This window comes from Bradyrhizobium sp. Arg816 (assembly GCF_029989365.1).
GTDB lineage: Bacteria > Pseudomonadota > Alphaproteobacteria > Rhizobiales > Xanthobacteraceae > Bradyrhizobium.
This window is the reverse complement of the sequence record NZ_JAPRAQ010000017.1, coordinates 25,941-48,411: the sequence shown is the minus strand read 5'-3', so window position 1 is coordinate 48,411 and position 22,471 is coordinate 25,941. Positions and strand designations below refer to the sequence as shown.

The 22,471-nt window shown below is 64.8% G+C and carries 22 protein-coding genes; 16 read left to right on the top strand and 6 right to left on the bottom strand.

All coding sequences use genetic code 11. From position 1 onward, the window contains the following. The first annotated feature begins 1 nt into the window (after window position 1). From rbsK to OWC48_RS31910, 5 genes are all read left to right on the top strand, one after another. A complete protein-coding gene (gene rbsK, locus OWC48_RS31930; RefSeq protein ID WP_282523540.1) occupies window positions 2–925 on the top strand; it encodes a ribokinase in 924 nt (307 codons plus the stop codon). Between the two features lie 7 nt (window positions 926–932). Next, window positions 933–1,808 carry a carbohydrate ABC transporter permease gene (locus tag OWC48_RS31925; protein ID WP_282523539.1) on the top strand — a complete coding sequence of 292 codons (876 nt, stop codon included), beginning with the start codon at window positions 933–935 and terminating at the stop codon, window positions 1,806–1,808. Next, window positions 1,805–2,842 (top strand): carbohydrate ABC transporter permease, encoded by a 1,038-nt coding sequence (locus tag OWC48_RS31920; RefSeq protein ID WP_282523538.1) that lies wholly within the window; start codon window positions 1,805–1,807, stop codon window positions 2,840–2,842. The genes OWC48_RS31925 and OWC48_RS31920 overlap by 4 nt, the downstream gene beginning before the upstream one ends. Window positions 2,843–2,890: 48 nt before the next feature. Continuing rightward, a complete protein-coding gene (locus OWC48_RS31915; RefSeq protein ID WP_306664573.1) occupies window positions 2,891–4,330 on the top strand; it encodes an extracellular solute-binding protein in 1,440 nt (479 codons plus the stop codon). An 85-nt stretch (window positions 4,331–4,415) separates the two neighbouring features. Next, window positions 4,416–5,507, top strand: a complete 1,092-nt coding sequence (locus OWC48_RS31910) for an ABC transporter ATP-binding protein (RefSeq protein ID WP_282523536.1) — start codon at window positions 4,416–4,418, stop codon at window positions 5,505–5,507. Between the two features lie 88 nt (window positions 5,508–5,595). Here OWC48_RS31910 and OWC48_RS31905 read toward each other — a convergent pair whose 3' ends face one another. The 4 genes from OWC48_RS31905 to soxC all read right to left on the bottom strand — a co-directional run bounded on the left by OWC48_RS31905 (window position 5,596) and on the right by soxC (window position 8,230). Then, a complete protein-coding gene (locus OWC48_RS31905) occupies window positions 5,596–5,913 on the bottom strand; it encodes a hypothetical protein (RefSeq protein ID WP_282523535.1) in 318 nt (105 codons plus the stop codon). Between the two features lie 32 nt (window positions 5,914–5,945). Further along, window positions 5,946–6,347, bottom strand: coding sequence for a DUF302 domain-containing protein (locus OWC48_RS31900; protein ID WP_282523534.1), 402 nt, complete (start codon window positions 6,345–6,347; stop codon window positions 5,946–5,948). Between the two features lie 76 nt (window positions 6,348–6,423). Further along, on the bottom strand, window positions 6,424–6,972 hold the full coding sequence (locus tag OWC48_RS31895) for a c-type cytochrome (protein WP_282523533.1): 549 nt from the start codon (window positions 6,970–6,972) through the stop codon (window positions 6,424–6,426). Further along, entirely contained in the window at window positions 6,959–8,230 is a 1,272-nt protein-coding gene (soxC, locus tag OWC48_RS31890) for a sulfite dehydrogenase (protein ID WP_306664567.1), read from the bottom strand. Before soxC ends, OWC48_RS31895 begins: the two co-directional genes overlap by 14 nt. Window positions 8,231–8,450: 220 nt before the next feature. On the opposite strand from soxC, the gene OWC48_RS31885 reads away from it, so the two are divergent. Continuing rightward, on the top strand, window positions 8,451–9,428 hold the full coding sequence (locus OWC48_RS31885) for an AraC family transcriptional regulator (RefSeq protein ID WP_282523531.1): 978 nt from the start codon (window positions 8,451–8,453) through the stop codon (window positions 9,426–9,428). Here the strand turns inward: OWC48_RS31885 and OWC48_RS31880 are convergent. Then, on the bottom strand, window positions 9,391–11,178 hold the full coding sequence (locus OWC48_RS31880) for a peptide ABC transporter substrate-binding protein (protein ID WP_282523530.1): 1,788 nt from the start codon (window positions 11,176–11,178) through the stop codon (window positions 9,391–9,393). The genes OWC48_RS31885 and OWC48_RS31880 overlap by 38 nt on opposite strands. 278 nt (window positions 11,179–11,456) lie before the next feature. On the opposite strand from OWC48_RS31880, the gene OWC48_RS31875 reads away from it, so the two are divergent. Then, on the top strand, window positions 11,457–11,999 hold the full coding sequence (locus OWC48_RS31875) for a hypothetical protein (protein ID WP_282523529.1): 543 nt from the start codon (window positions 11,457–11,459) through the stop codon (window positions 11,997–11,999). Window positions 12,000–12,022: 23 nt separating this feature from the next. On the opposite strand, the gene OWC48_RS31870 is transcribed toward OWC48_RS31875, so the two are convergent. Continuing rightward, window positions 12,023–12,601: a TetR family transcriptional regulator gene (locus tag OWC48_RS31870; protein ID WP_282523528.1), complete on the bottom strand. Its 579-nt coding sequence runs from the start codon at window positions 12,599–12,601 to the stop codon at window positions 12,023–12,025. A 142-nt stretch (window positions 12,602–12,743) separates the two neighbouring features. Between OWC48_RS31870 and OWC48_RS31865 the strand changes: the two genes are divergently transcribed. From OWC48_RS31865 to OWC48_RS31825, 9 genes are all read left to right on the top strand, one after another. Continuing rightward, complete coding sequence (locus OWC48_RS31865; RefSeq protein WP_282523527.1) at window positions 12,744–14,183, top strand: MATE family efflux transporter; 1,440 nt, start codon at window positions 12,744–12,746, stop codon at window positions 14,181–14,183. Between the two features lie 214 nt (window positions 14,184–14,397). After that, the gene (locus OWC48_RS31860) at window positions 14,398–15,180 is read left to right on the top strand and encodes a MetQ/NlpA family ABC transporter substrate-binding protein (protein WP_282523526.1); all 783 of its coding nucleotides are present in this window, start codon (window positions 14,398–14,400) and stop codon (window positions 15,178–15,180) included. A gap of 124 nt (window positions 15,181–15,304) precedes the next feature. Then, complete coding sequence (locus tag OWC48_RS31855; RefSeq protein ID WP_282523525.1) at window positions 15,305–16,339, top strand: putative FMN-dependent luciferase-like monooxygenase; 1,035 nt, start codon at window positions 15,305–15,307, stop codon at window positions 16,337–16,339. A gap of 37 nt (window positions 16,340–16,376) precedes the next feature. Then, window positions 16,377–17,000 carry a CMD domain protein gene (locus OWC48_RS31850; RefSeq protein WP_282523524.1) on the top strand — a complete coding sequence of 208 codons (624 nt, stop codon included), beginning with the start codon at window positions 16,377–16,379 and terminating at the stop codon, window positions 16,998–17,000. A gap of 12 nt (window positions 17,001–17,012) precedes the next feature. Next, window positions 17,013–17,597 (top strand): alkylhydroperoxidase domain protein, encoded by a 585-nt coding sequence (locus OWC48_RS31845; RefSeq protein WP_282523523.1) that lies wholly within the window; start codon window positions 17,013–17,015, stop codon window positions 17,595–17,597. A 55-nt stretch (window positions 17,598–17,652) separates the two neighbouring features. After that, window positions 17,653–18,810 (top strand): ABC transporter substrate-binding protein, encoded by a 1,158-nt coding sequence (locus OWC48_RS31840; RefSeq protein WP_282523522.1) that lies wholly within the window; start codon window positions 17,653–17,655, stop codon window positions 18,808–18,810. 56 nt (window positions 18,811–18,866) lie between these two features. Then, window positions 18,867–20,690, top strand: a complete 1,824-nt coding sequence (locus OWC48_RS31835; RefSeq protein ID WP_282523521.1) for an ABC transporter permease — start codon at window positions 18,867–18,869, stop codon at window positions 20,688–20,690. Next, window positions 20,690–21,538 (top strand): ABC transporter ATP-binding protein, encoded by an 849-nt coding sequence (locus OWC48_RS31830; RefSeq protein ID WP_282523520.1) that lies wholly within the window; start codon window positions 20,690–20,692, stop codon window positions 21,536–21,538. Before OWC48_RS31835 ends, OWC48_RS31830 begins: the two co-directional genes overlap by 1 nt. Continuing rightward, a complete protein-coding gene (locus OWC48_RS31825) occupies window positions 21,535–22,275 on the top strand; it encodes an ABC transporter ATP-binding protein (RefSeq protein ID WP_282523519.1) in 741 nt (246 codons plus the stop codon). The genes OWC48_RS31830 and OWC48_RS31825 overlap by 4 nt, the downstream gene beginning before the upstream one ends. Window positions 22,276–22,471: the final 196 nt, after the last annotated feature.

Here is a 22,471-nt window from a genome sequence, read left to right as displayed (position 1 = left end):
CATGAGCAAGACTGGCGTCGCAGTGCTCGGCATCTTCGTCGTCGATCTGGCCTTCCGGGCCGGCAACATGCCCGCGATCGGTGAAACGATCGCCGGCTCGGGATTTGCCATGGGACCGGGCGGCAAGGGGTCGAACCAGGCCGTGGCCGCTGCGCGCGCAGGCGCAGACGTGACCTTCATCTCCCGAATCGGCCGCGACGCCTTCGGTGATCTCGCCATCAAGACGTGGGAAGCCGAGGGCATTCGGCCGCGCGTCGCCAGGACTGCGGAGGCGCCGACCGGCGCCGCCTTCATCTATGTCCACGAGACACGTGGCGACAACGCCATCATCGTGGTGAGCGGAGCGGCAGACGGTCTCAGCCCCACCGATGTCGACGCGGCGGCGGATGCGATCCGCACCAGCCGCGTCTTCGTGACACAGCTCGAGCAACCGGTCGCGGCCGCGCAGCGCGGGCTCGAGATCGCGCGCGCCGCGGGCAGCATCACTGTGTTCAACCCGGCACCCGCAGGCGCATTCGACGACAGCCTGTTTGCCTTATGCGACTACGTCGTTCCCAACGAGACCGAGGCCGAGGCACTGACCGGGATCGCGGTGAGCGATCTTGCCGGCGCCCGCCGCGCCGGGGACGCGTTGCTGGCCAAGGGAGCGGGCACCGCGCTGATCACGCTCGGCGAACGTGGCGCGCTGTTTCACGGGCAAGATCGCTCGCTGCACGTGCCGCCGTTCGCCGCCGGCAAGGTGGTCGAAACCGCGGGTGCGGGCGATGCATTCGTCGGTGGCTTCGCAGCAGCGCTTGCGGGCGGTGCCGATCCACTGGAAGCGGCGCGCTTCGGTTCGGCCACGGCGGGGATTTCCGTGACGCGTGCGGGGACTGCGCCTGCCATGCCGCGGCACGCTGAGATTGAAGCCCTGTTGAGGAAATGATCTGCTCATGATGCGGAACGATCCGATCAAGCATGTCTTCATCTGGCCGGCGGTGCTCGTCGTGCTGGCGATCTCGATCTTTCCGCTGATCTATTCGTTCACCACGAGCTTCCTCAGCTATCGCCTGATTCCACCGATCCCGCCGCGGGTCGTGTGGCTCGGTAATTATGCTACGCTGTTGCAGGAGCCGCGCTTCTGGAACGCCATCCTCACGACGACGCTGATCGCGTTCATCGCCGTCGGGTTGCAATACGTGATCGGGTTTGGCGTTGCGCTCGCGCTGAACGCGCGTGTGCCCGGAGAGCGACTGTTTCGTGTCGCCTTGCTGCTGCCCATGCTTCTGGCCCCGGTTGCCGTCGCGCTGGTTGCCCGCATGATCTTCAATCCGACCATGGGGCCGCTCAACCAGTTTTTGTCCATGTTCGGACTGGCGAACCTGCCGTTCTTGACCAACGGACATTGGGCGCTCGCCTGCATCATCGCGGTTGAGATCTGGCAATGGACGCCGTTCATCATTTTGATGATGCTGGCTGGCCTGCAAACGCTCCCCGAAGACGTCTACGAGGCGGCCGAGCTCGAGAACGCCAGCGCCTGGCAACAGTTCTGGGGCATCACCTTTCCGATGATGCTGCCGATCTCCGCCGCGGTCGTCTTCATCCGCCTGATCGAGAGCTACAAGATCATGGACACCGTGTTCGTGATGACGGGCGGTGGACCGGGGGTCGACACCGAGACCCTGACCTTGTTCGCCTATCAGGAGGGCTTCAAGAAGTTCAATCTCGGCTACACGTCGGCGCTCAGCTTCCTGTTCCTGATCGCGATCACGATCATCGGCGTCACCTATCTGGCGCTGTTGCGGCCCCATCTGGAGAAGCGCCGATGAGCGGGCAAGGTCTCACCGGACTGTCGCGCTGGAGCCGCCGCCTGGTCGCGGTCGGAGTTTTCGCATGGTGCCTGATCACGGCGTTTCCGCTCTATTGGGTGGTGGTGACGGCGTTCAAGACTCCCCCGGGCGTTGTCGGTGGCCCGACCTATATTCCGTTCGTCGATTTCACCCCGACCCTGCAACCCTTCATCGATCTCTATCAGGGCATCCGTGGCGAGTTCTTCCGAACCTTCCTGAACTCGACCATCGTCGGCTTGTCGGCGGCGGCGATCGCGACTGCGGTCGGCGCAATGGCGGCCTATGCGCTGGTGCGGTTCGAGTTCAGGGTGCGCTTCGGCGCCGGCCTGATCTTCTTCCTGCTCGCGCTCGGCGGCTATCTGCTGTTCAACAATTCGCTCGGATTTAACCGCGCGCAGGCGCTGCTGCTGGCGTTCCCGATCGCGCTTGCCGCTGCAGTCCTGGCCAACCGCCTGCCGCTGCCGGGGCCGATCCTCGGCAATGAGGACATCCTGTTCTGGTTCGTCAGCCAGCGCATGTTTCCGCCGATCGTCACGGCTTTCGCGCTGTATCTCCTCTACAGCGAAATCGGCCGGCTCGGCTTCCAGCTCATCGACAGCTATGTCGGTCTGACGCTGTGCTACGTCGCGTTCTCGCTGCCGATCGTGGTCTGGCTGATGCGCGACTTTTTCGAGGCCATTCCGATCGAGGTCGAAGAAGCCGCGATGGTCGACAACGTACCGAGCTGGCGTATCTTCCTTGGCATCGTGGTGCCGATGTCGATGAACGGACTGCTGGCGACTTTCATGATCACGCTCGCCTTCGTCTGGAACGAGTTCCTGTTCGCGCTGTTCCTGACCAATTCCAGATGGCAGACGCTGCCGATCCTGGTGGCGGGACAGAACAGCCAGCGCGGCGACGAATGGTGGGCGATCTCGGCCGCGGCGCTCGTCGCCATCATTCCGATGATGATCATGGCAGCTCTGCTCAGCCGCATGATGCGGTCGGGCCTGCTGCTCGGAGCAATCAAATAGCAAAACCTATGTAGGGAGGACTGGACGATGTTGCGACGGACGTTTCTGATGCTGACCACCTCGCTCGCGATGGCTTGCAGCGCGAGCCAGGCGAACGCTGCTTGTAGCCCGGATTACTCCGGCGTCACCCTGACTGTGGCGTCGCAGACCGGACCGTATATCGCCTCCGCGCTCAAGCTCGGCGCGGACGAATGGACCAAGAAGACCTGCGGCAAGGTCAATGTGGTCGAGTTCCCCTGGTCGGAGCTCTACCCGAAGATCGTTACATCGCTTACCGGATCGGACGCGACGTTCGATCTGGTCAGCTTTGCGCCGGCCTGGCTGCCCGACTTCGTCACCTATCTCAGCGAGATGCCGAAAGAGATGCAGTCCGGCAAGGATTGGGACGATGTCGAGCCGGCCTACCGTGAGCGCCTGATGGTGTGGGAAGGCAAGATCTATTCGCAATCAATGGACGGCGACGTTCACACCTACACCTATCGCACCGACCTGTTCAGCGATCCCAAGGAGAAGGACGCCTTCAAGGCCAAGTACGGCTACGACCTGGCGCCGCCAAAGACCTGGAAGCAATATCTCGACATCGCGGAGTTCTTTCAGCGCCCCGACAAGGGACTCTGGGGCACGGCGGAGGCCTTCCGTCGCGGTGGCCAGCAGTTCTGGTTCTTCTTCAGCCACGCGGCGGCCTATACCAACAACCCGAACTATCCGGGCGCGATGTTCTTCGACCCCGAAACGATGGATGCCCAGATCAACAATCCGGGCTGGGTGAAGGGACTGGAGGAATATATTCGCGCTTCCAAGCTTGGCCCGCCCAATGCGCTGAACTTTTCGTTCGGCGAGGTCAATGCCGCCGTGGCCGGCGGCCAGGTGGCCGAGTCGATCGGTTGGGGCGACACCGGCGTGATCGCCGCCGACCCCAAGCAATCGAAGATTTCCGGCAAGGTGGGCTCTGCAGTGCTCCCCGGCTCTGACGAGATATGGAACGCCAAAACCAAGAAGTGGGACAAGTTTCCGGCAGTGCTGCCGGCACCCTTCATGGCGTTCGGAGGCTGGCAGATTGCCGTGCCAAAGGTGGGCAAGAACCAGCAGGCGGCATGGGATTTCGTCAAGACGCTGACAAGCCCTGAAGTCTCCGGCCAAGCCGCGATTACCGGTGGCACGGGTGTCAACCCATACCGCAAGTCGCACACCACGAATCTGGAGTTGTGGAGCAAGATCTTCTCGCCGACGGAAGCCAAGGAATATCTCGGCGCTCAGGCCGACTCCATCAACGGCAAGAACGTTGCGCTCGACATGCGTTTGCCCGGCTATTTCTCCTACACCGAGGTTGTGGAGATCGAGCTTGGCAAGGCGCTGGCCGGCCAGACCACGCCGCAAGCCGCGCTGGACGCGGTCGCGAAGGAATGGAATCGCCTGACCGATGAGTTCGGCCGCGCGAAGCAGCTCGCCGCCTATCGCGCGGCGATGGGCCTCTCACCGAAGAACTAGCTTCTCGCGGAGACTGCCCCGGATGATGCGTGAGCATCATCCGGGCTTTGTTGGCCGTCGATATAGGGGACGGAAAAAGGAATCCATGGCGCACGTCGAGATCGAGAACGTCAGCAAGGCATATGGGCCCTACAAGATCATCGAGGAGCTTAATCTGAGTGTGGCCGACGAGGAGTTTGTCGTGCTTGTCGGACCGTCGGGCTGCGGCAAGACCACGACATTGCGTATGATAGCGGGACTGGAGACGGTTACCGGCGGAACCATTCGTATCGGTAATCGCGATGTGACGCAGTTGCGCCCGGGCTTGCGCAATTGCGCGATGGTGTTCCAGAATTATGCGCTTTATCCGCATATGACGGTTGGTGAGAACATCGGCTACGGCATGAAGGCGCGGGGCGAGTCGCGCGCCAATATCGCGAAAGCCGTCGAGGACGTGGCGCGGGTTCTCGACCTCGAGCAATACGTGGACCGTCGGCCCAAGCAGCTCTCCGGTGGGCAGCGTCAGCGCGTGGCGATCGGCCGTGCCATCGTGCGCAGCCCGGACGTGTTTCTGTTCGACGAGCCATTGTCGAACCTCGACGCCAAACTCCGCATCGAGATGCGGACCGAGATCAAGGCATTGCACCGCCGTCTCGCCAAGACGATCGTTTATGTCACACACGATCAGGTCGAAGCTATGACCATGGCCGATCGGGTCGTGGTGATGAATCGCGGCCGCATCGAGCAGGCGGCTGATCCGATCACAATCTATGAGAAACCAAGCAATCTCTTCGTCGCGGGCTTCATGGGCGCGCCCAGCATGAATTTTATCGACGGCGAGATTGCCGCTCGCGACGGTGCACTGATCTTCACCGAACCCTCGGGTACGGCGTTGAGATTGCCGAAATCCCGAGAGGCGGCCTATGCAGGGAGCATCGGCAAACCGGTTGTGCTCGGCGTGCGGCCCGACCACGTGCTGCGGCAAGATGCGCCAGCGGGCTCCTCCGTCCGCATGATGGTGAAAGACGTAGAGCCGCTCGGGCCGCATACTCTCGTGATTGGAACCGTGGGCGCATTTCCATTCACGGCGCAGATGCAAGTCGGTGTGTCTGCGGCGCCGGATCGCCCTATAGATGTCGCCATCGATCTGGAGCGAACGCACCTTTTTGACAAGGTTTCCGGGAAGGCCGTTTCATAGTCGGCGGTTCTCTGGCGGTGCAGGTAATCTGTCGCGCTTCGTTCTACCCATCCTGCAAGGCTGCTGTTTGAAAGGTCGATGCTATGGCTCAGCGCGGGCCGCTCTGTCCATCGTCCGGATCGCTCTCCGGCTCCCGGATCAGCACCACCGGCTCGTCATAGCCTTTGCGGCTGCTGTAAAACACCAGCGCCATCAGGCCGACGCCGACGACCAGCGAGAACACGACGCCGAGCACCAGCGCGACATAGCCGGACGCCGGCACGCTGGTATCCGTGCTGGTCCAGCCGAGATAGCCGAGGACGCTCGCGGCGACGAGCATGGCGCACAACGCCGCGATAACCAGCCATCTGGCGAGCTTGCTGTCTTGCGCCTGGGGCGGCGCCGGTTCCCCGTCGGTCACGTTCATGAACCTCTCCTCGCACGGCCGTCGCGTCGCGCTTACGGTGCGGTGGCCTTGGCCGCGATCGCATGCAGCGCGGCGGTCATGGCGGTGACGGCAGCCTTGGCCGGCTCGCCGACGCCGTGACGGCCGGCGAGATAGGCCGGATCGTTGTACGACAGCCAGGTCGCGCCTTGCTCGTCCTGCCAGACCAGCGCCTTCAGCGGCAGGTCGATGCCCGCGGTCTGCGCCTGCTGCATCAACGGCGTGCCGCCCTTGGCGTTGCCGAAGATGAGGAGATCGGTCGGCCGCAGAGTCATGCCGACGGCGGCAGCGCCCGCGGCGTGATCGACATGGGCAAACACGGTGAGGCCCTTGGCCTTCACCTCGGTCTCGAGCCGCGTCATCGTGTCCTGCGGGCCAAAACTGCTCTTGATGGTGATGAGTCCGTCCGTAGCCATTGCCTGCGTCTCCCAGAAACATGTCGCGACTAGCGCGAAGATACCGACCCGTGTGAAGAGCCTCATGATCTCAGGCTCACTTCTTGCGGAATAATCGCGCCGGATCGAATTCCGGCTCCGGAATGAAGCCGTCGCGATTGGGCATCCTGATCTTCGGTAAGGACTCCTTGTCGACCTTGCCGTCGGCGGCAACGATGCCGTTGAGGCTCAAGATGTAGGCGGTGACGGCATAGGTCTCGTCGGTGCTGAGCGAGCCCGGCGTCGGATATGGCATCGCGCGGTGAATGTAGTCGAACAAGGTCGTCGCATAGGGCCAGAAGCTGCCGACGGTCTTGACCGGCATGTTGGAGGCGAGCGTGCCCTGTCCGCCGGCGAGACGATCCTTGATGCCGCCCTGGCCGTTGTCGCCATGACAGGCCGCGCAATTATCAGCGAAGATCTGCTTGCCCTGCCCCGCCGTGCCGCTGCCGTCAGGTAGGCCGTTGCCGTCGGGGCCGACGTCGATGTCCCACAGCTTGATCTCGGCCGGCGTCGCCGGACGTCCGAAATCGAACGCCAGCGCGGGCGCGGCGAGCAGGCCGGCGGCGAGGATGCCGGCGAGAATGAGCTTGTCATGCGAGGACATTGCGGACCCTCCCGGCTTCGTCGATGCTCCAGGTCTGCTGGGCGTTGTAGTGAAACAGCGCGTTGGTCCCCATCGCGGCGATGAAGGACTGCCGGTCCGGCTGAACGTTGCCCTGGTCGTCGGTCGAGCGGCTCACGATCTTGGTCGGCTTGCCGTCCCACACCCAGTCCATCTGGAATCGCACCTGCGCCTTGGACAGCACCGGCTGGCTCAGCTGCGCGGGCTTCCAGGTCCTGGCGCCATCGGTGGAGATCTCGACCTTGGCGATCTTGCCATGGCCGCTCCAGGCAAGACCCGAGATGCGGTTGTAGCCCGACTGGATCTGCATCATGCCCGAGGGCTGCGTGATGACGGAGTTGGTTTCCATCCGCAGCTGGAACTGCCGCGCCTTGCCGTTGGCCAGCAACTGCGTGTAGCGCGCCGTCTCCCAGCGCGTCATCCAGGGCTCGGTGCCGAACTTGAGGCGGCGTAGCCATTTGATGTTGAGGTTGCCTTCGAAGCCCGGCATCACCAGCCGCATCGGAAAGCCGTGCGCGGGCCGCAGCGGCTCGCCGTTCTGCCCGTAAGCGACGAAGGCCTCGTTCACGATCTCGTCGGTGAGGGGAATGCTGCGGTCGACGCCCGCGCCGTCGCCGCCCTCCGCCAGCATCCAGCTCGAGCCCTCGTCCTTGGCGACGAGGTCGATCAGGAATTTGAGCGGAACGCCGGTCCATTCATTGGTGCTGACGAGGCCATGGGTGTTCTGGACCGTCACGTCGGGATCGGCCTTTTTCCAATTCTCCCAGCCGTTGCCGGTGCATTCGATGAACACGACGCGCGTGACTGACGGCATCCGCTTCAGGTCCTCGACATTGAACACCAGCGGCTTTTGCACCATGCCATGGATGAGAAGGCGGTGCTGCGCGGGATCGATATCGGGCACGCCGGAATGGCTGCGCTCGTAATGCAGGTCGGTCGGCGTGATGTTGCCGACGAGCTTCTGGTGCGGCGTTTTGGAATTGATGGCATCGCCGGGATCGACGTTGCGCTTGCCCGGCGTGGCCTCGGGGATGCGATCGAGTTTTGCAAACCGGGAGCGTTCGCTGTGCGCGCTGAGATCGGCGCCGGGCCCGCGATCGGGGACGTCGGCCAGCGTCTCGGCGCCGGCGGCCTCGCTCGCCACCGCGCCAAGGATGCCCGCCGACATGCCTCCCACGAAGCCACGGCGCGACACATTTGCAGGCCGTGGCAACAACTGAACTGGCGTCTTGGACGTCATATGATCTCCCCTTGATAAACGTATTCTTGGAAATCCCTGCCGCCTTCATGCCCGTGACACTACCGAACGCCGTGAGGATTGCTCGTTAGGATGTGTTAAAAGCCATGAGCACTGGGCCACTCCTGCACGGACGACCCGTCCGCACGTTAGATGCGCGCGGCCGTTCCATGGAATGGCCGGGCGGCTCGGCGACATGTCCGGGCGGATCAAGGGGAGACGGATGTCGGAAACGGACGCGGCGGAATTGTTGAAGGCAATGGTGCCGCTGTTCAGGATCCGTCCAATATTCGAGGATTCCTGCAAATTTGGCGGCAGCTGGGAGTCGCTACACGCGCCGAACGGCAAGGGATGGGCGCAGTTCCACTTGGTCACACGCGGCGCTTGCGTGGTCGAGCGGCCGGGCCTGGGCCCGCAGAGGCTCGAGGCCGGCGACATCCTTCTCCTGCCGCATGGCGACAGTCACGCGGTCCGCAGCCGGACGGGCGGCGCTGTCGGCCGTGTTACGACCGAGGTCCGCAATGGCGTCCGCCAGCGTGCAACGGTCGAGGCCGAGGTCGATACCGAACTGCTGTGCGGCCGTTTCCTGTTCGAGACGTCGGATGAGAACCCGCTGATCGCCGCGCTTCCCGACGAGATCGTCCTGCGCACGGCGGAGGAACCGCTGCTGGAACGGTTTCAACGCCTGCTGGTCGACATCCGCGAAGAGCTCGACTCTGGACGGGTTGGATCGGAGGTGGTCGCGGCCGACCTCGCGAGAGCGTTGTTCGTGATGATGCTCCGCGATCATCTTTCGGACGATGCCTCCGGGAATGGGACGGTGTCGCTGTTGCGCGACCGCGTGACGGCCCGTGTCGTGTCGGCGATCCTCAACGATCTCGCCCGGGACTGGACGCTCGACGACATGGCGGCGGTGGCGATCGCCTCGCGCGCGACGTTGGTGCGCGCTTTTCAAAAGCGCGCGGGGGTCGCGCCCATGACGTTCCTGTCCGATCTGCGATTGACGGTCGCGCGCAAGCGGCTGGCCGGCACCTCCGATCCGATCGCGAAGATCGCCGGCGAGGTCGGGTATGCGTCCGAAGGCGCGCTGAGCAAAGCCATCATGCGCAGATACGGCATGAGACCCGGCGCTTTGAGGGAGCCGGGTCCCCGGGCGCCCGTTGTCAAACCCGATACCAGCTCCCCAGATTCCAGGTCGTGACGTCCCAGCCCGAGATGTCGGCCATGAGGTTATTGACGCCGGCGCCGACGATGTTGCGGGAGAGCAGCGGCACCAGAATATTGGCTTCGCAGAAGATCTCGTTGACCTTGATCAGGAGCGCGGCGCGCTTGACCGGATCGAGCTCCTGCTGCGCGGTCTTGTAGGCCTTGTCGGCCTCGGGATCGGACCAGCGCGAGATGTTTCGGCCGAGCCACTTGTTCTCCTTGTTGGCGATCTCCCAGGAGACGCACTGGTTCAGGAACCGCTCCGGATCGGGCTGCGGCTGCGTCGTGTTGTACATCTCCATGTCGCAATAGAGTTTCGAGTAGGTGTCGGGGTTGCCGACGTCGGACGAGAAGAACACCGATGCCGTCACCGACTTCAGCTCGATGTCGATGCCGGCCTTCTGGCAGGCCTGCTTGATGATGGCCTGCGTCTTCTGGCGCGGGCCGTTGATCGAGGTCTGGAAGACGTATTTGAGCTTCTTGCCGTCCTTCTCGCGGATGCCGTCCGCGCCCCGCTTCCAGCCGGCCTCGTCGAGGATTTTGTTCGCCTTGTCGACGTCGAAGGCGTAGGTCAGCTTGCCCGACTTGAACTGCTGGGGCTGGTTGACGAAGCTTGCCGTGGCGATACCGCCGCGGCCGTAGATGAATTTCTGGATCGCCTCGCGATCGATCAGGAGGTTGAATGCCTGGCGAACGACCGGATCGGACAACGTCGGGTGCTTGGTCTTGACGCTGGAGCGCTCGCCGTCGATCTCGGTCCAGGGGTCCGTCGTGTTGAGGATGATGAACTCAACGTTGCCGGACGGCGTGATGTCGACCTTGCCTTTGCCGCTGGCCTCCATGCGCTTGAGGACCTCCTCCTCCACCAGCAGGTTCCAGGCATAGTCGTATTCGCCGGTCTGGAGCACGGTGCGCGCCGCAGAGACTGCGTCGCCGCCGCCCTTGACCTCGAGCGTGTCGAAATGCGGCTGGTTCTTGACGTGATAGTCCGGGTTGCGTTCGGCCCGGATCAGGTCGCCCGGCTTGAACTCGACGAATTTGTACGGGCCGGTGCCGACCGGCTTCAGATTGCCCGGCGCCTCGCGCGACCTCGCGCCGGCATAGTCGCCGAAATGATGCTTCGGCAGGATCTGGCCGACCGAGCCGACGAAGGGGTCAGCCCAGAACGGGGTCGGGGCCTTGAACAGCACCTTGACGGTGTGGTCGTCGATCTTCTCGACGGTGATGTCCTTGTAGGATCCCGTGCTGTAGGCGGCGGTCGCGAGGTCCGCTGCGTAGGCCCAGGTGAAGACGACGTCGTCGGCGGTGAAGGGCTTGCCGTCATGCCACTTCACGCCCTGCTTCAGCTTCCAGATGACGCTCATGCCGTCGGCCGCGAGGCTGCCGTTCGCCTTGGTCGGAATCTCGGCGGCGAGGCAGGGGATGAGGTTGCCGTCCTTGTCCCAGCCGGCCAGCGGCTCGAAGAAGATGCGCGATGCGATCTGATCCTTGGTGCCGATCGCGAAATGCGGATTGAGCAGGGTGGGGGCCTGCCACAGCAGGATCTTGAGCGGGCCGCCGCCGCCGGCCTTGGTCGGCTTGTATTGCAGCGTGGCGTCCGCCATCGCGACGTCGTTCCAGAGCAGGATCTGGCTCGCGACCGGCGCCGCGATCCCGGCCGCAGCCATGGTCCGGATGAACGAGCGTCGCGACAGCGTGCCTTGCTTCACCTCCGCGATGGACTTGCGAATCTCGTCTTCGTTCATCGAATGACCTCCACCTCGAAGAAAAATCGTCTCCGGCACCCCATCATGTTGCATCGTGCGCGAGGCGGCAATGCCGGCGAGGCCGCAAGGCCCTGCGACGAAATGGCGAACGTGGAGCTGGGCAGCTTCTGCCGGGACATTGTTGCCGGCGTGAAGGCTATGCCGGCCGGGTTTCGCGATAAGCCCTTGATGGCAATGAGGCTCTCATCTGGCATGCGCATTGCACGCAAAGCGTGCGTTGGCAATGACAGTGGAGTGTGCGTATGAGCGTCGGCAGCATGAGTAGCATTGGTGGTGGAAGCGCGGCGGGATCGCCTGCATCCACCAGCCAGTCGAAATCGGCCGGTTCACAAGACGGCGCCTCGATGTTCTCGTCTCTGCTGGAGAGCGGCACGCCCTACGACGAGGTCAAGGTGAGCCTGCCGAACGGCATGTCGATCGGCATCGTCCATTTCGGTGGCGGCGGCTTCGACAGCAGCGCGCTCAAGTCCATCGAGGATTTCGTGCAGAAGCTCGCGAGCCAGCAGATATCGGGTGATCCGGCGTCCAGCGCAGACCAGGGGCAGAACGGCGACACGCCCGACGCCGTCGGGATCGACAAGGTCCATGTCGATCTTCCGAACGGGATCTCGTTCGAGGTGCTGCATTCCTCCGGCGGCCATGCCACGAACAGCGACGCCGTCCTGAAGGAGCTCACCGAGGCCGCCGAAGAACTCGCCGAATCGCTGTCGCACTATTCGCCGGCATCGGCCGCAGCTTCCGCTTATGCCTCGCAAGCCAATTCGTCCGGCCGCAGCAGCCAGCTCGACGCGAGGACCTGAGCAACACGCAGGAAGCTCCGGGGCTAGTGCCCCTTCGCAAGCGCCAGCGCGGCATCGACCGCGTTCTCGAGAATCTCCTCCGACAATTGCGTGTCGCTCACCGCGCGCGACAATTGCAGCGCGCCGACCATGGTGGCGTAGGCCGCGATGGCGCGGCGGCGCCGTTCCGCCGGCGTGCCCTCAGGCATTTGCGCTGCCATCAGCGCGAGGATGTCGGACATCTTGCCGGTGAAGGCCGCGCGCGTCGCCTTCGGATGCCGCGCGATCTCGGAGACGAGGGCCGCGGTCGGACAACCGGTCGCCGCGCGATCGCGATGGCGCGGCGAGAGATAATCGCGGATCACGGTCTCGAGCGCGACGCCGTTTTCGAGATTGTCCTTGTGCCGCTGCTCGCGCCGCTCCAGCGCGTCGAGCAGCACCGCGCGCACCAGATCCTCCTTGGAGGCGAAGTGCGTGTAGAAGGCGCCGTTGGTCAGGCCCGCCTCCGCCATGATGCCGGCGAGGCCGACCGCGGCGATGCCGCTCTCGCGGAACTGCGATGATGCGACATCGAGAATGTGCCGCCGCGTCGTGTCCCTGTGTCCCTTGTCGTAGCGCGCCAATTCCGCCTCCTGCGAACCCGCCGCCCCCTATGCCACAAAATCGTGAGGTCTGTCCTATTGCATTACGATCATAATAATACATTATGAGCATAATACAATGGGCGGCCGACCGGCGGTCCGAGGGAACCACAGGATCGAACCCATGTCCGTCGACGATGCCGCCGCGCCGGCCTTGTCCGCCGCGCCATTCGTGGACAATGCCGCGGCGCCGCTTCGCCATGCGGCAGCGCCAAGCGCGGCTGAGCAAAGACGCGCGGCGCTGCTGACCGCGCCGATCCTCCCGACGCTGCTCAAGCTCGCGCTGCCAACCGTGACCGTCCTCGTCGCACAGACCGCGGTCAACATCGCGGAGGCCTATTATGTCGGCTATCTCGGCACCGATGCGCTCGCCGGCGCCGCGCTGGTGTTCCCGATCTTCATGCTGATGACCATGATGTCGAACGGCGGGTTCGGTTCCGGCGTTGCGTCCTCGGTGGCACGTGCGGTCGGTGCCGGCCGCCGCAATGACGCCGAGGCGGCGCTGTTTCATGCCGTGGTGCTCGCGATCATCGCCGGCGGCGTATTCACGCTCGGCGTCGTCCTCGGTGGTCCGCATCTGTATCGCGCCCTCGGCGGCACCGACGGTGCGCTTGCCGCCGCCACCACCTATTCCAACTATCTGTTCGCCGGCGCCATTCCGGTGTGGATCGTGAACCTTCAGGCGGCCGCGCTTCGCGGCGCCGGCAACGTCAAGGTGCCGGCCCTGGTGACGCTGGTCGGGGCCATCGTGACCATTCCGGTCTCGCCGGCGCTGATCTTCGGGCTCGGGCCGATCCCGCGGCTCGGCATCGGCGGCGCCGGCATAGCCTTCGGCCTCTACTACGGCGCGGCGATGCTGTTCCTGCTGCGCTACATGTCGACGGGCGCGACCGGCTTGAGGCTGCACATCGTGCCGTTGCGCGCAAAGATCTTCGGCGACATGCTGAAGGTCGGCATCCCCACCGCGTTCAACGCGGTGCTGACCAACCTCACCGTCATCCTCGTCACCGGTGCGGTCGGCCTGTTCGGCACCTCCGCGCTCGCCGGCTACGGCATCGCCTCGCGGCTCGACTACATCATGATCCCGCTGCTGTTCGGCATCAGCACGGCGACGCTGACCATGGTCGGCGTCAACATGGGCGCGGGCCAGACCGCGCGGGCACGAAAGATCGGCTGGATCAGCGGCGTGGTCGGCATGATCATGACCGGCACGATCGGCTTGCTGGTTGCGATCTTCCCGACGGCCTGGCTGCACCTCTTCAGCCATGACGCGGACGTCGTCAGCGAAGGCATGACCTATTTGCGCATCGTCGCGCCGGCCTATGCCGCGCTCGGCTTCGGCTTCGTCACATCGTTTGCCGTCCAGGGCACCGGCCGCGCGATGGGACCGCTGGCGTCGTCGGTCGCACGAATCCTGATCGCGGCCGGCGGCGGCTGGATCGCGGTGGCGAGCTTTGGCGCAGGCATGGCGGGGCTCGCCACCATGGTCACGGCCTCGCTCGCCGCCTATGCCGCGATCTGCGTCCTGATCATGCTGTCGCCGTGGACGTGGCGGACAGAGTAAGCAGGCATCACCGGATGCCGGCAATTTCGCTCTCCGGGCGCCGCTGCGCGGTGATGCGCGTCACGCTTGCGCGGGCGCAATCGTTCCCCACATGAGGGCGAATGGAGAAGCGTTGTCCGCGTCAGCCGACAAATATGGATTTCCATTTCATTGATTTCGCCCCGCGGAGAAGCGAATACGGTTCCATCATTGCCGCAGATCCACGGAGACCAAGATGTCGTTTCGCCTCCCCCTGATCCTCTCGACCGTGCTCGCCGTCTGGTCGGCAGCAAGCTCCGCCGAGACCATCAAGATCGGTGTGACGCCGGGCCCGCATGCGCAGATCTTCGAGGCGGTGAAGCCGATCGCCGCCAAGCAGGGTCTCGACATCCAGCTGATCGAGTTCTCCGACTACGTCGTGCCGAATGCCGCGCTCGATGCTGGTGAGATCCAGGCCAATTCGTTCCAGAACCAGCCCTATCTCGACAACCAGAAGGCCGACCGCGGCTACAAGATCGAATCCGTCGGGCTGACCGTGAACTTCCCGATCGGCGTCTATTCGAAGAAGCACAAGGCCTTCGCCGATATCCCCGAGGGCGGCAAGGTCTCGATCCCGAACGATCCGACCAATGGCGGCCGCGTGCTGCTGCTGCTGCGCGACAAGGGCGTGATCAAGCTGAAGGACGGCACGGGCTTCAAGCCGACGGTGCTCGACGTCACCGAGAATCCCAAGAAGCTGAAATTCATTGAGGTCGATGCGGCGCAGGCGCCGCGCGCGCTCGACGATGTCGATGCCGCCGCGATCAACACCAATTATGCAACCCAGGCGGGCCTCGATCCCGTCAAGGATCCGATCCTGCGCGAGGACCCGAAGGGCCCCTACGTCAACCTGATCGCGGTACGCACCGTCGACAAGGACAAGCCCTGGGTCAAGATCCTCGTGGACAGCTACCACACGCCCGAGGTGAAGGAGTTCGTCCTGACCAAGTTCAAGGGCGCGGTGCTGCCGAGCTGGTAGGCAATCTGCCTAGCCAAGGTCCAGCGCAGGGGGCGATCCGGCGGGCAGCCTTGCGGAATGCCCGCTTGTCTGGAGCTGCGGCAACCGACATCATCGGGGCCCATCCTCGCCCGACAGGGGTCGTATGAAACGCTTTGCAAACCTGAAACGACTGGGGTTCTTCACGCGGCTCCTCGATGAAGCCCCGCCCGCGGAGCGCTACCGCTTCGCCGCCGAGCAGATCGTGCGCGCAGAGAAAGCGGGCCTCGATTCCGCGTGGATCGCGCAGCATCATTTTCACGAGCGCGAGGGCGGCCTGCCGTCGCCCTTCACTTTCCTCGGCTACGTCGCGGCGCAAACCTCGCGCATCCGTCTCGGCACCGGCATCGTCACGCTGCCGCTGGAGAACGCGGTGCGGGTGGCGGAAGATGCCGCGGTGCTCGATCTGCTCTGCGACGGCCGCTTCGAGCTCGGCGTCGGCACCGGCGGCAATCCGTCGGCCTTTGCCGCCTTCGGTCTCGACAGTGCCCAGCGCAACGAGATCTTTGCCCGCAATCTGGACGTGGTCCGCACCGCCCTGGTCGGCAAGCCGCTCACTGGCGGCGATACGCTCTATCCGCAGCGGCCCCAATTGGACAAGCGGATCTGGCAGGCGACTTTCTCGGTCGCCGGTGGTGCGCGCGCGGGCAAGGCCAGCGATGGCTTGCTGCTGTCGCGCACCCAGCCCCGGACCAAGGAGGCGCCGAAGGCCACGCTCGCCGAGATCCAGAATCCGGTCATCGATGCCTATCTCGAAGCGCTGCCGCCGGGATGCGAGCCCCGCATCATGGCCTCGCGCAGCGTCTTCGTCGCCGACGACCGGACTGAAGCGATGCGCCTCGCCGATATCGGGCTGCGGCGCGCGCTGCCGCAGTTCCTCAAGGGCGGTCACGCCAGGCCGGGCGAGACGCTGGAGGAGATGATCACCGCATTCGACACCCATGTCGGCGCGGCCGACGACGTCATCGCCTCGCTCCGCGCCGACGCCACGCTGGAGCGGGTGACCGACCTCGTCTTCCAGGCGCATTCAGTGGACGCGCCGCATCCTCATATCCTGCGCTCGATCGAGCTTGTCGCGGAGAAGGTTGCGCCGGCGCTGGGCTGGACCCGGACGGCGGCTGACGTGGCTCTGGCGGGCTGATCGGAGTGAACATGATCGCGTTGCACGAGGCTGAATGATGGCTACGAAAGATATCATCGACACGCTTGCCGGGATTGAACCGGGTACGGCTCTGGATGGCATTCGCGCACGCCGCCTGCAGGCGCGCGAGAATGCGCAGAAGAGCTATCTCTCGCTGTTCGAGCCGATCGACGGCGGCGATTTTTCGCATGTGGAGCGTGCCGCAGTCGCGCTCTTCGTGATCGGCCTTCACCGCGAGCCCACCATGGCCGCCTTCTACCGGGCGAAGCTCACGGCGACCGCCGATGGTGCGCGCCTGGCCGAGGCGATCGAGGTCGAAATCGGGCGCGGCGAGACGTCAGGCCCGTACGGAGCGTATCCGGCCGGACCGCTGTCAGTCGAGAACACGGCCGGCCTGATCTATCGCGTGAGTGCGGAGGGCAAGTCCGTCCTTGGCGCCAGGCTCGCCGTCGCGCTGGAGCATGCGCATCTGCTGGTGTTCCGCCCGCGCGATGCAGCGTCCGCCGACATGAAGGCGCTGCTGGCCGCCGGCTGGTCCGACACCGGCATCGTCACTTTCTCTCAGCTCGTCGCGTTCCTGTCGTTCCAGGTGCGCGTCGTCACGGGCCTGCGCGTGCTCGGCGCTTCGCTAGGCACCGCAAGCGCTGCGGCCGGCGCGTAAGGAGACTGCATCATGAGCGCTGCAAACAATGTCAATCCGCCCGTCGTCTTCACCCAGGACGAACTCGGCTGGGTGTCGTGGATCGACCCGCTGCCCGAGGCCGAATTGACCGAGCGGCATTTCGCGGGCCTGGTCGATCGCGCCCGTGCCAAGTCCGAATACTTCCGCCTTCTCGTGCGTGATCCCGAGGTGCTGGAAGCCCGCACCAAGACCGACAAGGATATCTTCTACAACGTCGCCGATGGCCTGCCGCGCGCCGAGCGTGAGCTCGCGGCGGCCGCGACCTCGCGCTACAACGGCTGCATCTATTGCGCGTCCGTGCATGCGCGTTTCGCCAGTACCTATTCCAAACGCCGTGACGACGTGCAGCGTCTGCTCGACGAGGGCATCAAGGCCGATCTCGGCGAGCGCTGGAACGCGGTGGTCAAGGCCTCGGTGGCGCTGGCGGCAACGCCGATCGCGTTCAGCCCTGAGAATATCGCGGAGCTGCGCCGCGCCGGCCTGGACGATGCGGAGATCGTCGACGTCATCAACGGCGCCTCGTTCTTCAACTGGGCGAACCGGCTGATGCTGTCGCTCGGTGAGCCCTCGAAATAGGCAATCTCACCGGCACAAGAATTGCTGCTTGTTTCAACACTGGATGGAGCCGTGCATGAGCAACATCGATCGTCGTACCCTGGTCAAGGGCTCGCTTGCTGCCATGATGGCGGGAGCGGCCGGTTCGCGCGGCGCCTTCGCGCAATCGTCCGAGCCGATCCTGCTCGGCGTCAGCGGTCCCCTGACCGGGCCGAACGCGCAATATGGCACGCAATGGAAGCAGGGCTTTGACCTCGCGCTGGACGAGATCCAGGCGGCCGGCGGCATCAACGGCCGCAAGCTCACCTACAATTTCGAGGACAGCCAGAGCGATCCGCGCCAGTCGGTGGCGATCGCGCAGAAGTTCGTCTCCGATCCCCGCATCGTCCTGGAGCTCGGCGACTTCTCCAGCCCGGCGTCGATGGCGGCCTCGCCGATCTATCAGCGCGCGGGCCTGGTGCAGTTCGGTTTCACCAATTCGCACCCTGACTTCACCAAGGGCGGCGACTTCATGTGGAGCACCTCGGTCAGCCAGGCCGACGAGCAGCCGCTGCTGGCGTCCTATGCCGTGAAGCGCCTCGGCCTCAAGAAGCTCGCGGTGCTGCACCTCAATACGGATTGGGGCCGCACCAGCCGCGATTACTTCGTCAACGCCGCCAAGGAGTATGGCGCGGAAATCGCGGTCACCGAGGGCTATATCGCGGAGGAGCGCGACTTCCGCTCCACGCTGGTGCGCGTGCGTGACGCCAATCCGGACGGCCTGATCCTGATCTCCTACTACTCCGACGGCGCGCTGATCGCGCGTCAGGCGCGCCAGGTCGGGCTGAAGCAGGTGATCTGTGCGGCAAGCTCGGTCTACTCGCCGAAGTTCCTGGAGCTCGGCGGTGAGGCGGTCGAGGAGGTCCATGTCGGCACGCGCTACTTCCCGGAAGACCCGCGACCCGAGGTGCAGAAGTTCATCGCCGGCTTCAAGAAGAAGTACAACGGGCTCGAGCCCGACGCGTTCAACGCTTACGCCTATGACGCGATGAACATGGCGGCTGCCGTGGTGAGGATCGGCGGCACCGACCGCAAGGCGATCCGCGATGCCTTCACCAAGGTCAAGGACGTCCCGAGCGTGATCTTCGGGCAGGCGACGTTCGACGTCGCGACCCGCCGCGTCAGGGGCGCCATGAACGCCGAGCTCGTCGTACGCAAGGGGCAGTTCGCGCTCTGGGACGGCAAGCCGACGTGACCTGATGGCCGGAGCGGGCGCTCCGGCCGCTTTCCTCTCTACGCGGGGACAACTGCGTGTCTTCCTGGCTCGACTACACGATCAACGGGCTGATCGTCGGCAATGTCTACGCCCTCGTTGCGGTCGGGCTTGCGCTGATCTTCGGCGTCAGCCGGCTGATCAACTTTGCCCAGGGCTCGATCTATCTCGTCGGCGCCTATATCGGCTGGGTCGCGGTGGTGCAGCTGCATACGCCGCTGCCGCTCACCATCATCGTGGTGGCGGTGGCGGCCGCGATCGTCGGACTGATCATCGAACGGTTTGGCCTGCGTCCGCTCCAGAATTCGGTACGCATCGCGCCGCTGCTCGCGACCATCGGCATCAGCTTCGTGCTCGATCAGCTGGTGATGCTGACCTTCTCGCCGAACCCGCGTGCGCTGCCGAGCCAGCTGCCGGATGTCCGCTTCCAGGTCGGTGGCGGCACGATCGGACCTCTTGATCTCTTGATCGCCGGCGTCGGCCTCACCAGCGCGCTGCTGCTGTTCGTGTTCCTGCGCTACAGCAAGCTCGGCTGGGCGGTGCGCGCCACCGCGCAGGACCGCGACGCCGCGATGCAGATGGGCGTCGACGTCAACCACGTCAATCAGGCCGTGTTCGGCATCGCGGCTGCGCTCGGCGGCGTCTCCGGCCTGCTGGTCGGCATGTACTACAACCAGATCGACACCGCGATGAGCCTGCAGGCGACGCTGAAGGGCGTCGTCGCGGAAGTGGTCGGGGGCGCCGGCAACGTGCCGGGCGCCGTGATCGGCAGCTTGTTGCTTGGGCTGGTCGAGAGCTACGGCGTTGCCGTGTTCGGGACTAGCTACCGCAATCTGTTCGCGTTCCTGCTGCTGGTCATCGTGCTCGTGCTGCGCCCGAACGGCCTGTTCGCCAGCGCGCGGCAGGCGCCACCCGAGCCGCTCACCGGCACTTTCATCGCGCCGAGCCGCCCGGTGCGGATTCCGCGCTGGGCGCTGCTGGTCACCGCCGGCGTGTTCGCGATCCTGCCGTTCTTCCCGGTGTCCTTCTACGTGCTCCAGACCCTGATCAACGCCTGGCTGCTCGGCATGCTCGCGCTCAGCCTGACGCTGGTTGCGGGCACGGTGGGGCAGGTCTCGCTCGGACATGCCGCGCTGCTCGCGATCGGCGCCTACACCTCCGCGCTGCTGTCGCTGACTTTGTCCGTTCCCGTCGGTCTTGCCATCATCGCCGGTGGGCTGATGAGTGCCGCGCTTGGTACGCTGTTGATCTCGCCGTCCTTCCGTCTGCGCGGGCACTACGTCTCGATCGCCACGCTCGCCATCGGCGAGATCGTGTCGCTAGTGATCTTGAACTGGGAGAGCGTCACGCGCGGCCCGATCGGCATCTCCGGCATCCCGCCGCTGTCACTGTTCGGCTACGATCTGGTCAGCCCAACCTCTATCTACTGGTTCAGCTTCGTCGTGCTGGTCGTGCTGGCGCTGCTCCAGGGACGCTTGCTCGGCTCGCATCTCGGCCGCAGCTTCCGCGCTATCAGAGACGACGACATCGCCGCGCGCGCCTATGGTCTCGGCCTGAACCGCTACAAGTCGCTCGCCTTCATCTTCGGCGGGTTTGCAGCCGGCGTCAGCGGCGGCATCGCCGCGCATCTCTATTCCTACATCAACCACGAGACCTTCAACACGCAGCAATCCATCCTGGCGCTGACCGTCGTCATCCTCGGCGGCCTCGGCAACGTCGTCGGCGCCATCGTCGGAGCGGTCGCGCTGGTCGGCCTGCCGGAGGTGTTCCGGATCGCGGCGGAGTATCGCATCCTGATCTACGGCATCGTGCTGCTGCTGCTCGTGCGGTTCAGGCCGCAGGGCCTGTTGGGGACGATATGATGGCGGAGCAGCACACGCCCATGCTGTCCCTGCGCGGGCTGACGCGCCGCTTCGGCGGCCTCACCGCCGTCGACGCCATCGATCTCGATCTCACCAAAGGCGAGCTCATCAGCATCATCGGCCCGAACGGGGCCGGCAAGACGACGCTGTTCAATCTCGTGACCGGGCTCGATCGGCCCGATGCCGGCAAGGTCAGCTTTGAAGGTCAGGACATCACGGGTCTCTCACCCGAACGGCTCGCGGCCGGAGGCATCGCGCGCACGTTCCAGCTCGGCCGTGTCTTCGGCAATCTCAGCGTCATGGACAACGTCCTGATCGGCGCGCACACGCGGCTGCGCGCGGTGAAGCCCGCGGTGCCGGTGATCGGCCCGCTGCTGGAATTGGGGTTGGCGCTGTTGCGTCCGGCCAGCGTCAGGGCCGAAGAGGAAAGGCTGCGCGAGGAGGTGAAGGCCATTCTCGCGCGCTTTGGCGAACGGCTGCTGCCACGGATCGACCAGCCCGCCTATAGCTTGTCTTACGCCAACCGTCGCCGCGTCGAAATCGCGCGCGCGCTTGCGCTGAAGCCGCGCCTGCTGCTGCTCGACGAGCCGACCGCCGGCATGAACCCGACCGAGACCGCGGAGATGCAGGGCCTCGTCGCCGAGCTGAAGGCCGAGGGGCTGACCATCCTCCTGATCGAGCACAAGCTGGAGATGGTGATGCGCCTCTCCGACCGCGTCATCGTCATGGACGAGGGCAAGAAGATTGCGGAAGGGCCGGGCGAAGTCGTGCGTGGCGATCCCAAGGTGATCGAGGCCTATCTCGGCCACGGCCTGTCGGAGACGCCGGAGCGGGAGAGCGTGGTATGACGACTGGCGCATCCGAGCCGCTGCTCGCGCTCTCGAACGTCAACACCTTCTACGGCCAGGCGCAGGTGCATTTCGACCTGTCGATCACGGTCGGTCGCGGCCATATCGTCTGCCTGCTCGGCGGCAATGCCAGCGGCAAGTCGACCACGATGAAGATCATTTTGGGCCTGGTGAAACCGCGCTCGGGTGACGTGACCTTCGACGGCGCCTCGCTGCTCGGGCTCACCACGCCGCAGATCGTCCGCCGTGGTATCGCCTCCGTGCCGGAGGCGCGGCGGTTGTTCGCGGACATGAGCGTGCGCGAAAACATCCTGATGGGGGCCTTCGTGCGCAACGACCGCGATGCGGTGGCGCAGGATCTCGACAAGATGCTGACGCTGTTCCCGAAACTCGGCCAGCGGCTGTCGCAGCGTGCCGGTTCACTCTCCGGCGGCGAGCAGCAAATGGTCGCGATGGCGCGCGCGCTGATGAGCCGTCCCAGGATGATCGTGATGGACGAGCCGACCATGGGCCTGTCGCCGCTCTATGTCGACCGCGTGCTGGAGTTGATCCGCACCATCAATCAGGAAGGCGTGTCGGTCTTCATGGTCGAGCAGAACGCCAGCCTCGCGCTCGAGATCGCGCACGAGGCCTATGTGCTTCAGACCGGCAAGATCGTGCTCTCAGGCCCGGCGCGGGCGCTGAGGGACGACCCCCGCATCCGCGATGCCTATCTTGGCGGCTCCGAGGCCGCGTAGCTTGACCTCGGCCTGATGGTTCGCCCGGCGATGCAGAGCATCGTCCGGCCGCCCGCTGCGCGGGCTCCTCAACCATGAGGTCTGCTCGCAACGTGGCCGCGAATCCATCCTCATCCTGAGGAGCCCGCGCAGCGGGCGTCTCGAAGGATGGTTACAAGCATTCCTGCAAAGCGGCCCCCTGGAATTGCATTGGTTA

What these genes read in the sequence shown, in the direction of transcription:
- rbsK (WP_282523540.1), top strand. Translation starts at nt 2, where the DNA reads ATGAGCAAGACTGGCGTCGCAGTGCTCGGCATCTTCGTCGTCGATCTG.
- OWC48_RS31925 (WP_282523539.1), top strand. Translation starts at nt 933, where the DNA reads ATGATGCGGAACGATCCGATCAAGCATGTCTTCATCTGGCCGGCGGTG.
- OWC48_RS31920 (WP_282523538.1), top strand. Translation starts at nt 1,805, where the DNA reads ATGAGCGGGCAAGGTCTCACCGGACTGTCGCGCTGGAGCCGCCGCCTG.
- OWC48_RS31915 (WP_306664573.1), top strand. Translation starts at nt 2,891, where the DNA reads ATGCTGACCACCTCGCTCGCGATGGCTTGCAGCGCGAGCCAGGCGAAC.
- OWC48_RS31910 (WP_282523536.1), top strand. Translation starts at nt 4,416, where the DNA reads ATGGCGCACGTCGAGATCGAGAACGTCAGCAAGGCATATGGGCCCTAC.
- OWC48_RS31905 (WP_282523535.1), bottom strand. Translation starts at nt 5,913, where the DNA reads ATGAACGTGACCGACGGGGAACCGGCGCCGCCCCAGGCGCAAGACAGC.
- OWC48_RS31900 (WP_282523534.1), bottom strand. Translation starts at nt 6,347, where the DNA reads ATGGCTACGGACGGACTCATCACCATCAAGAGCAGTTTTGGCCCGCAG.
- OWC48_RS31895 (WP_282523533.1), bottom strand. Translation starts at nt 6,972, where the DNA reads ATGTCCTCGCATGACAAGCTCATTCTCGCCGGCATCCTCGCCGCCGGC.
- soxC (WP_306664567.1), bottom strand. Translation starts at nt 8,230, where the DNA reads ATGACGTCCAAGACGCCAGTTCAGTTGTTGCCACGGCCTGCAAATGTG.
- OWC48_RS31885 (WP_282523531.1), top strand. Translation starts at nt 8,451, where the DNA reads ATGTCGGAAACGGACGCGGCGGAATTGTTGAAGGCAATGGTGCCGCTG.
- OWC48_RS31880 (WP_282523530.1), bottom strand. Translation starts at nt 11,178, where the DNA reads ATGAACGAAGACGAGATTCGCAAGTCCATCGCGGAGGTGAAGCAAGGC.
- OWC48_RS31875 (WP_282523529.1), top strand. Translation starts at nt 11,457, where the DNA reads ATGAGTAGCATTGGTGGTGGAAGCGCGGCGGGATCGCCTGCATCCACC.
- OWC48_RS31865 (WP_282523527.1), top strand. Translation starts at nt 12,744, where the DNA reads ATGTCCGTCGACGATGCCGCCGCGCCGGCCTTGTCCGCCGCGCCATTC.
- OWC48_RS31860 (WP_282523526.1), top strand. Translation starts at nt 14,398, where the DNA reads ATGTCGTTTCGCCTCCCCCTGATCCTCTCGACCGTGCTCGCCGTCTGG.
- OWC48_RS31855 (WP_282523525.1), top strand. Translation starts at nt 15,305, where the DNA reads ATGAAACGCTTTGCAAACCTGAAACGACTGGGGTTCTTCACGCGGCTC.
- OWC48_RS31850 (WP_282523524.1), top strand. Translation starts at nt 16,377, where the DNA reads ATGGCTACGAAAGATATCATCGACACGCTTGCCGGGATTGAACCGGGT.
- OWC48_RS31845 (WP_282523523.1), top strand. Translation starts at nt 17,013, where the DNA reads ATGAGCGCTGCAAACAATGTCAATCCGCCCGTCGTCTTCACCCAGGAC.
- OWC48_RS31840 (WP_282523522.1), top strand. Translation starts at nt 17,653, where the DNA reads ATGAGCAACATCGATCGTCGTACCCTGGTCAAGGGCTCGCTTGCTGCC.
- OWC48_RS31830 (WP_282523520.1), top strand. Translation starts at nt 20,690, where the DNA reads ATGGCGGAGCAGCACACGCCCATGCTGTCCCTGCGCGGGCTGACGCGC.
- OWC48_RS31825 (WP_282523519.1), top strand. Translation starts at nt 21,535, where the DNA reads ATGACGACTGGCGCATCCGAGCCGCTGCTCGCGCTCTCGAACGTCAAC.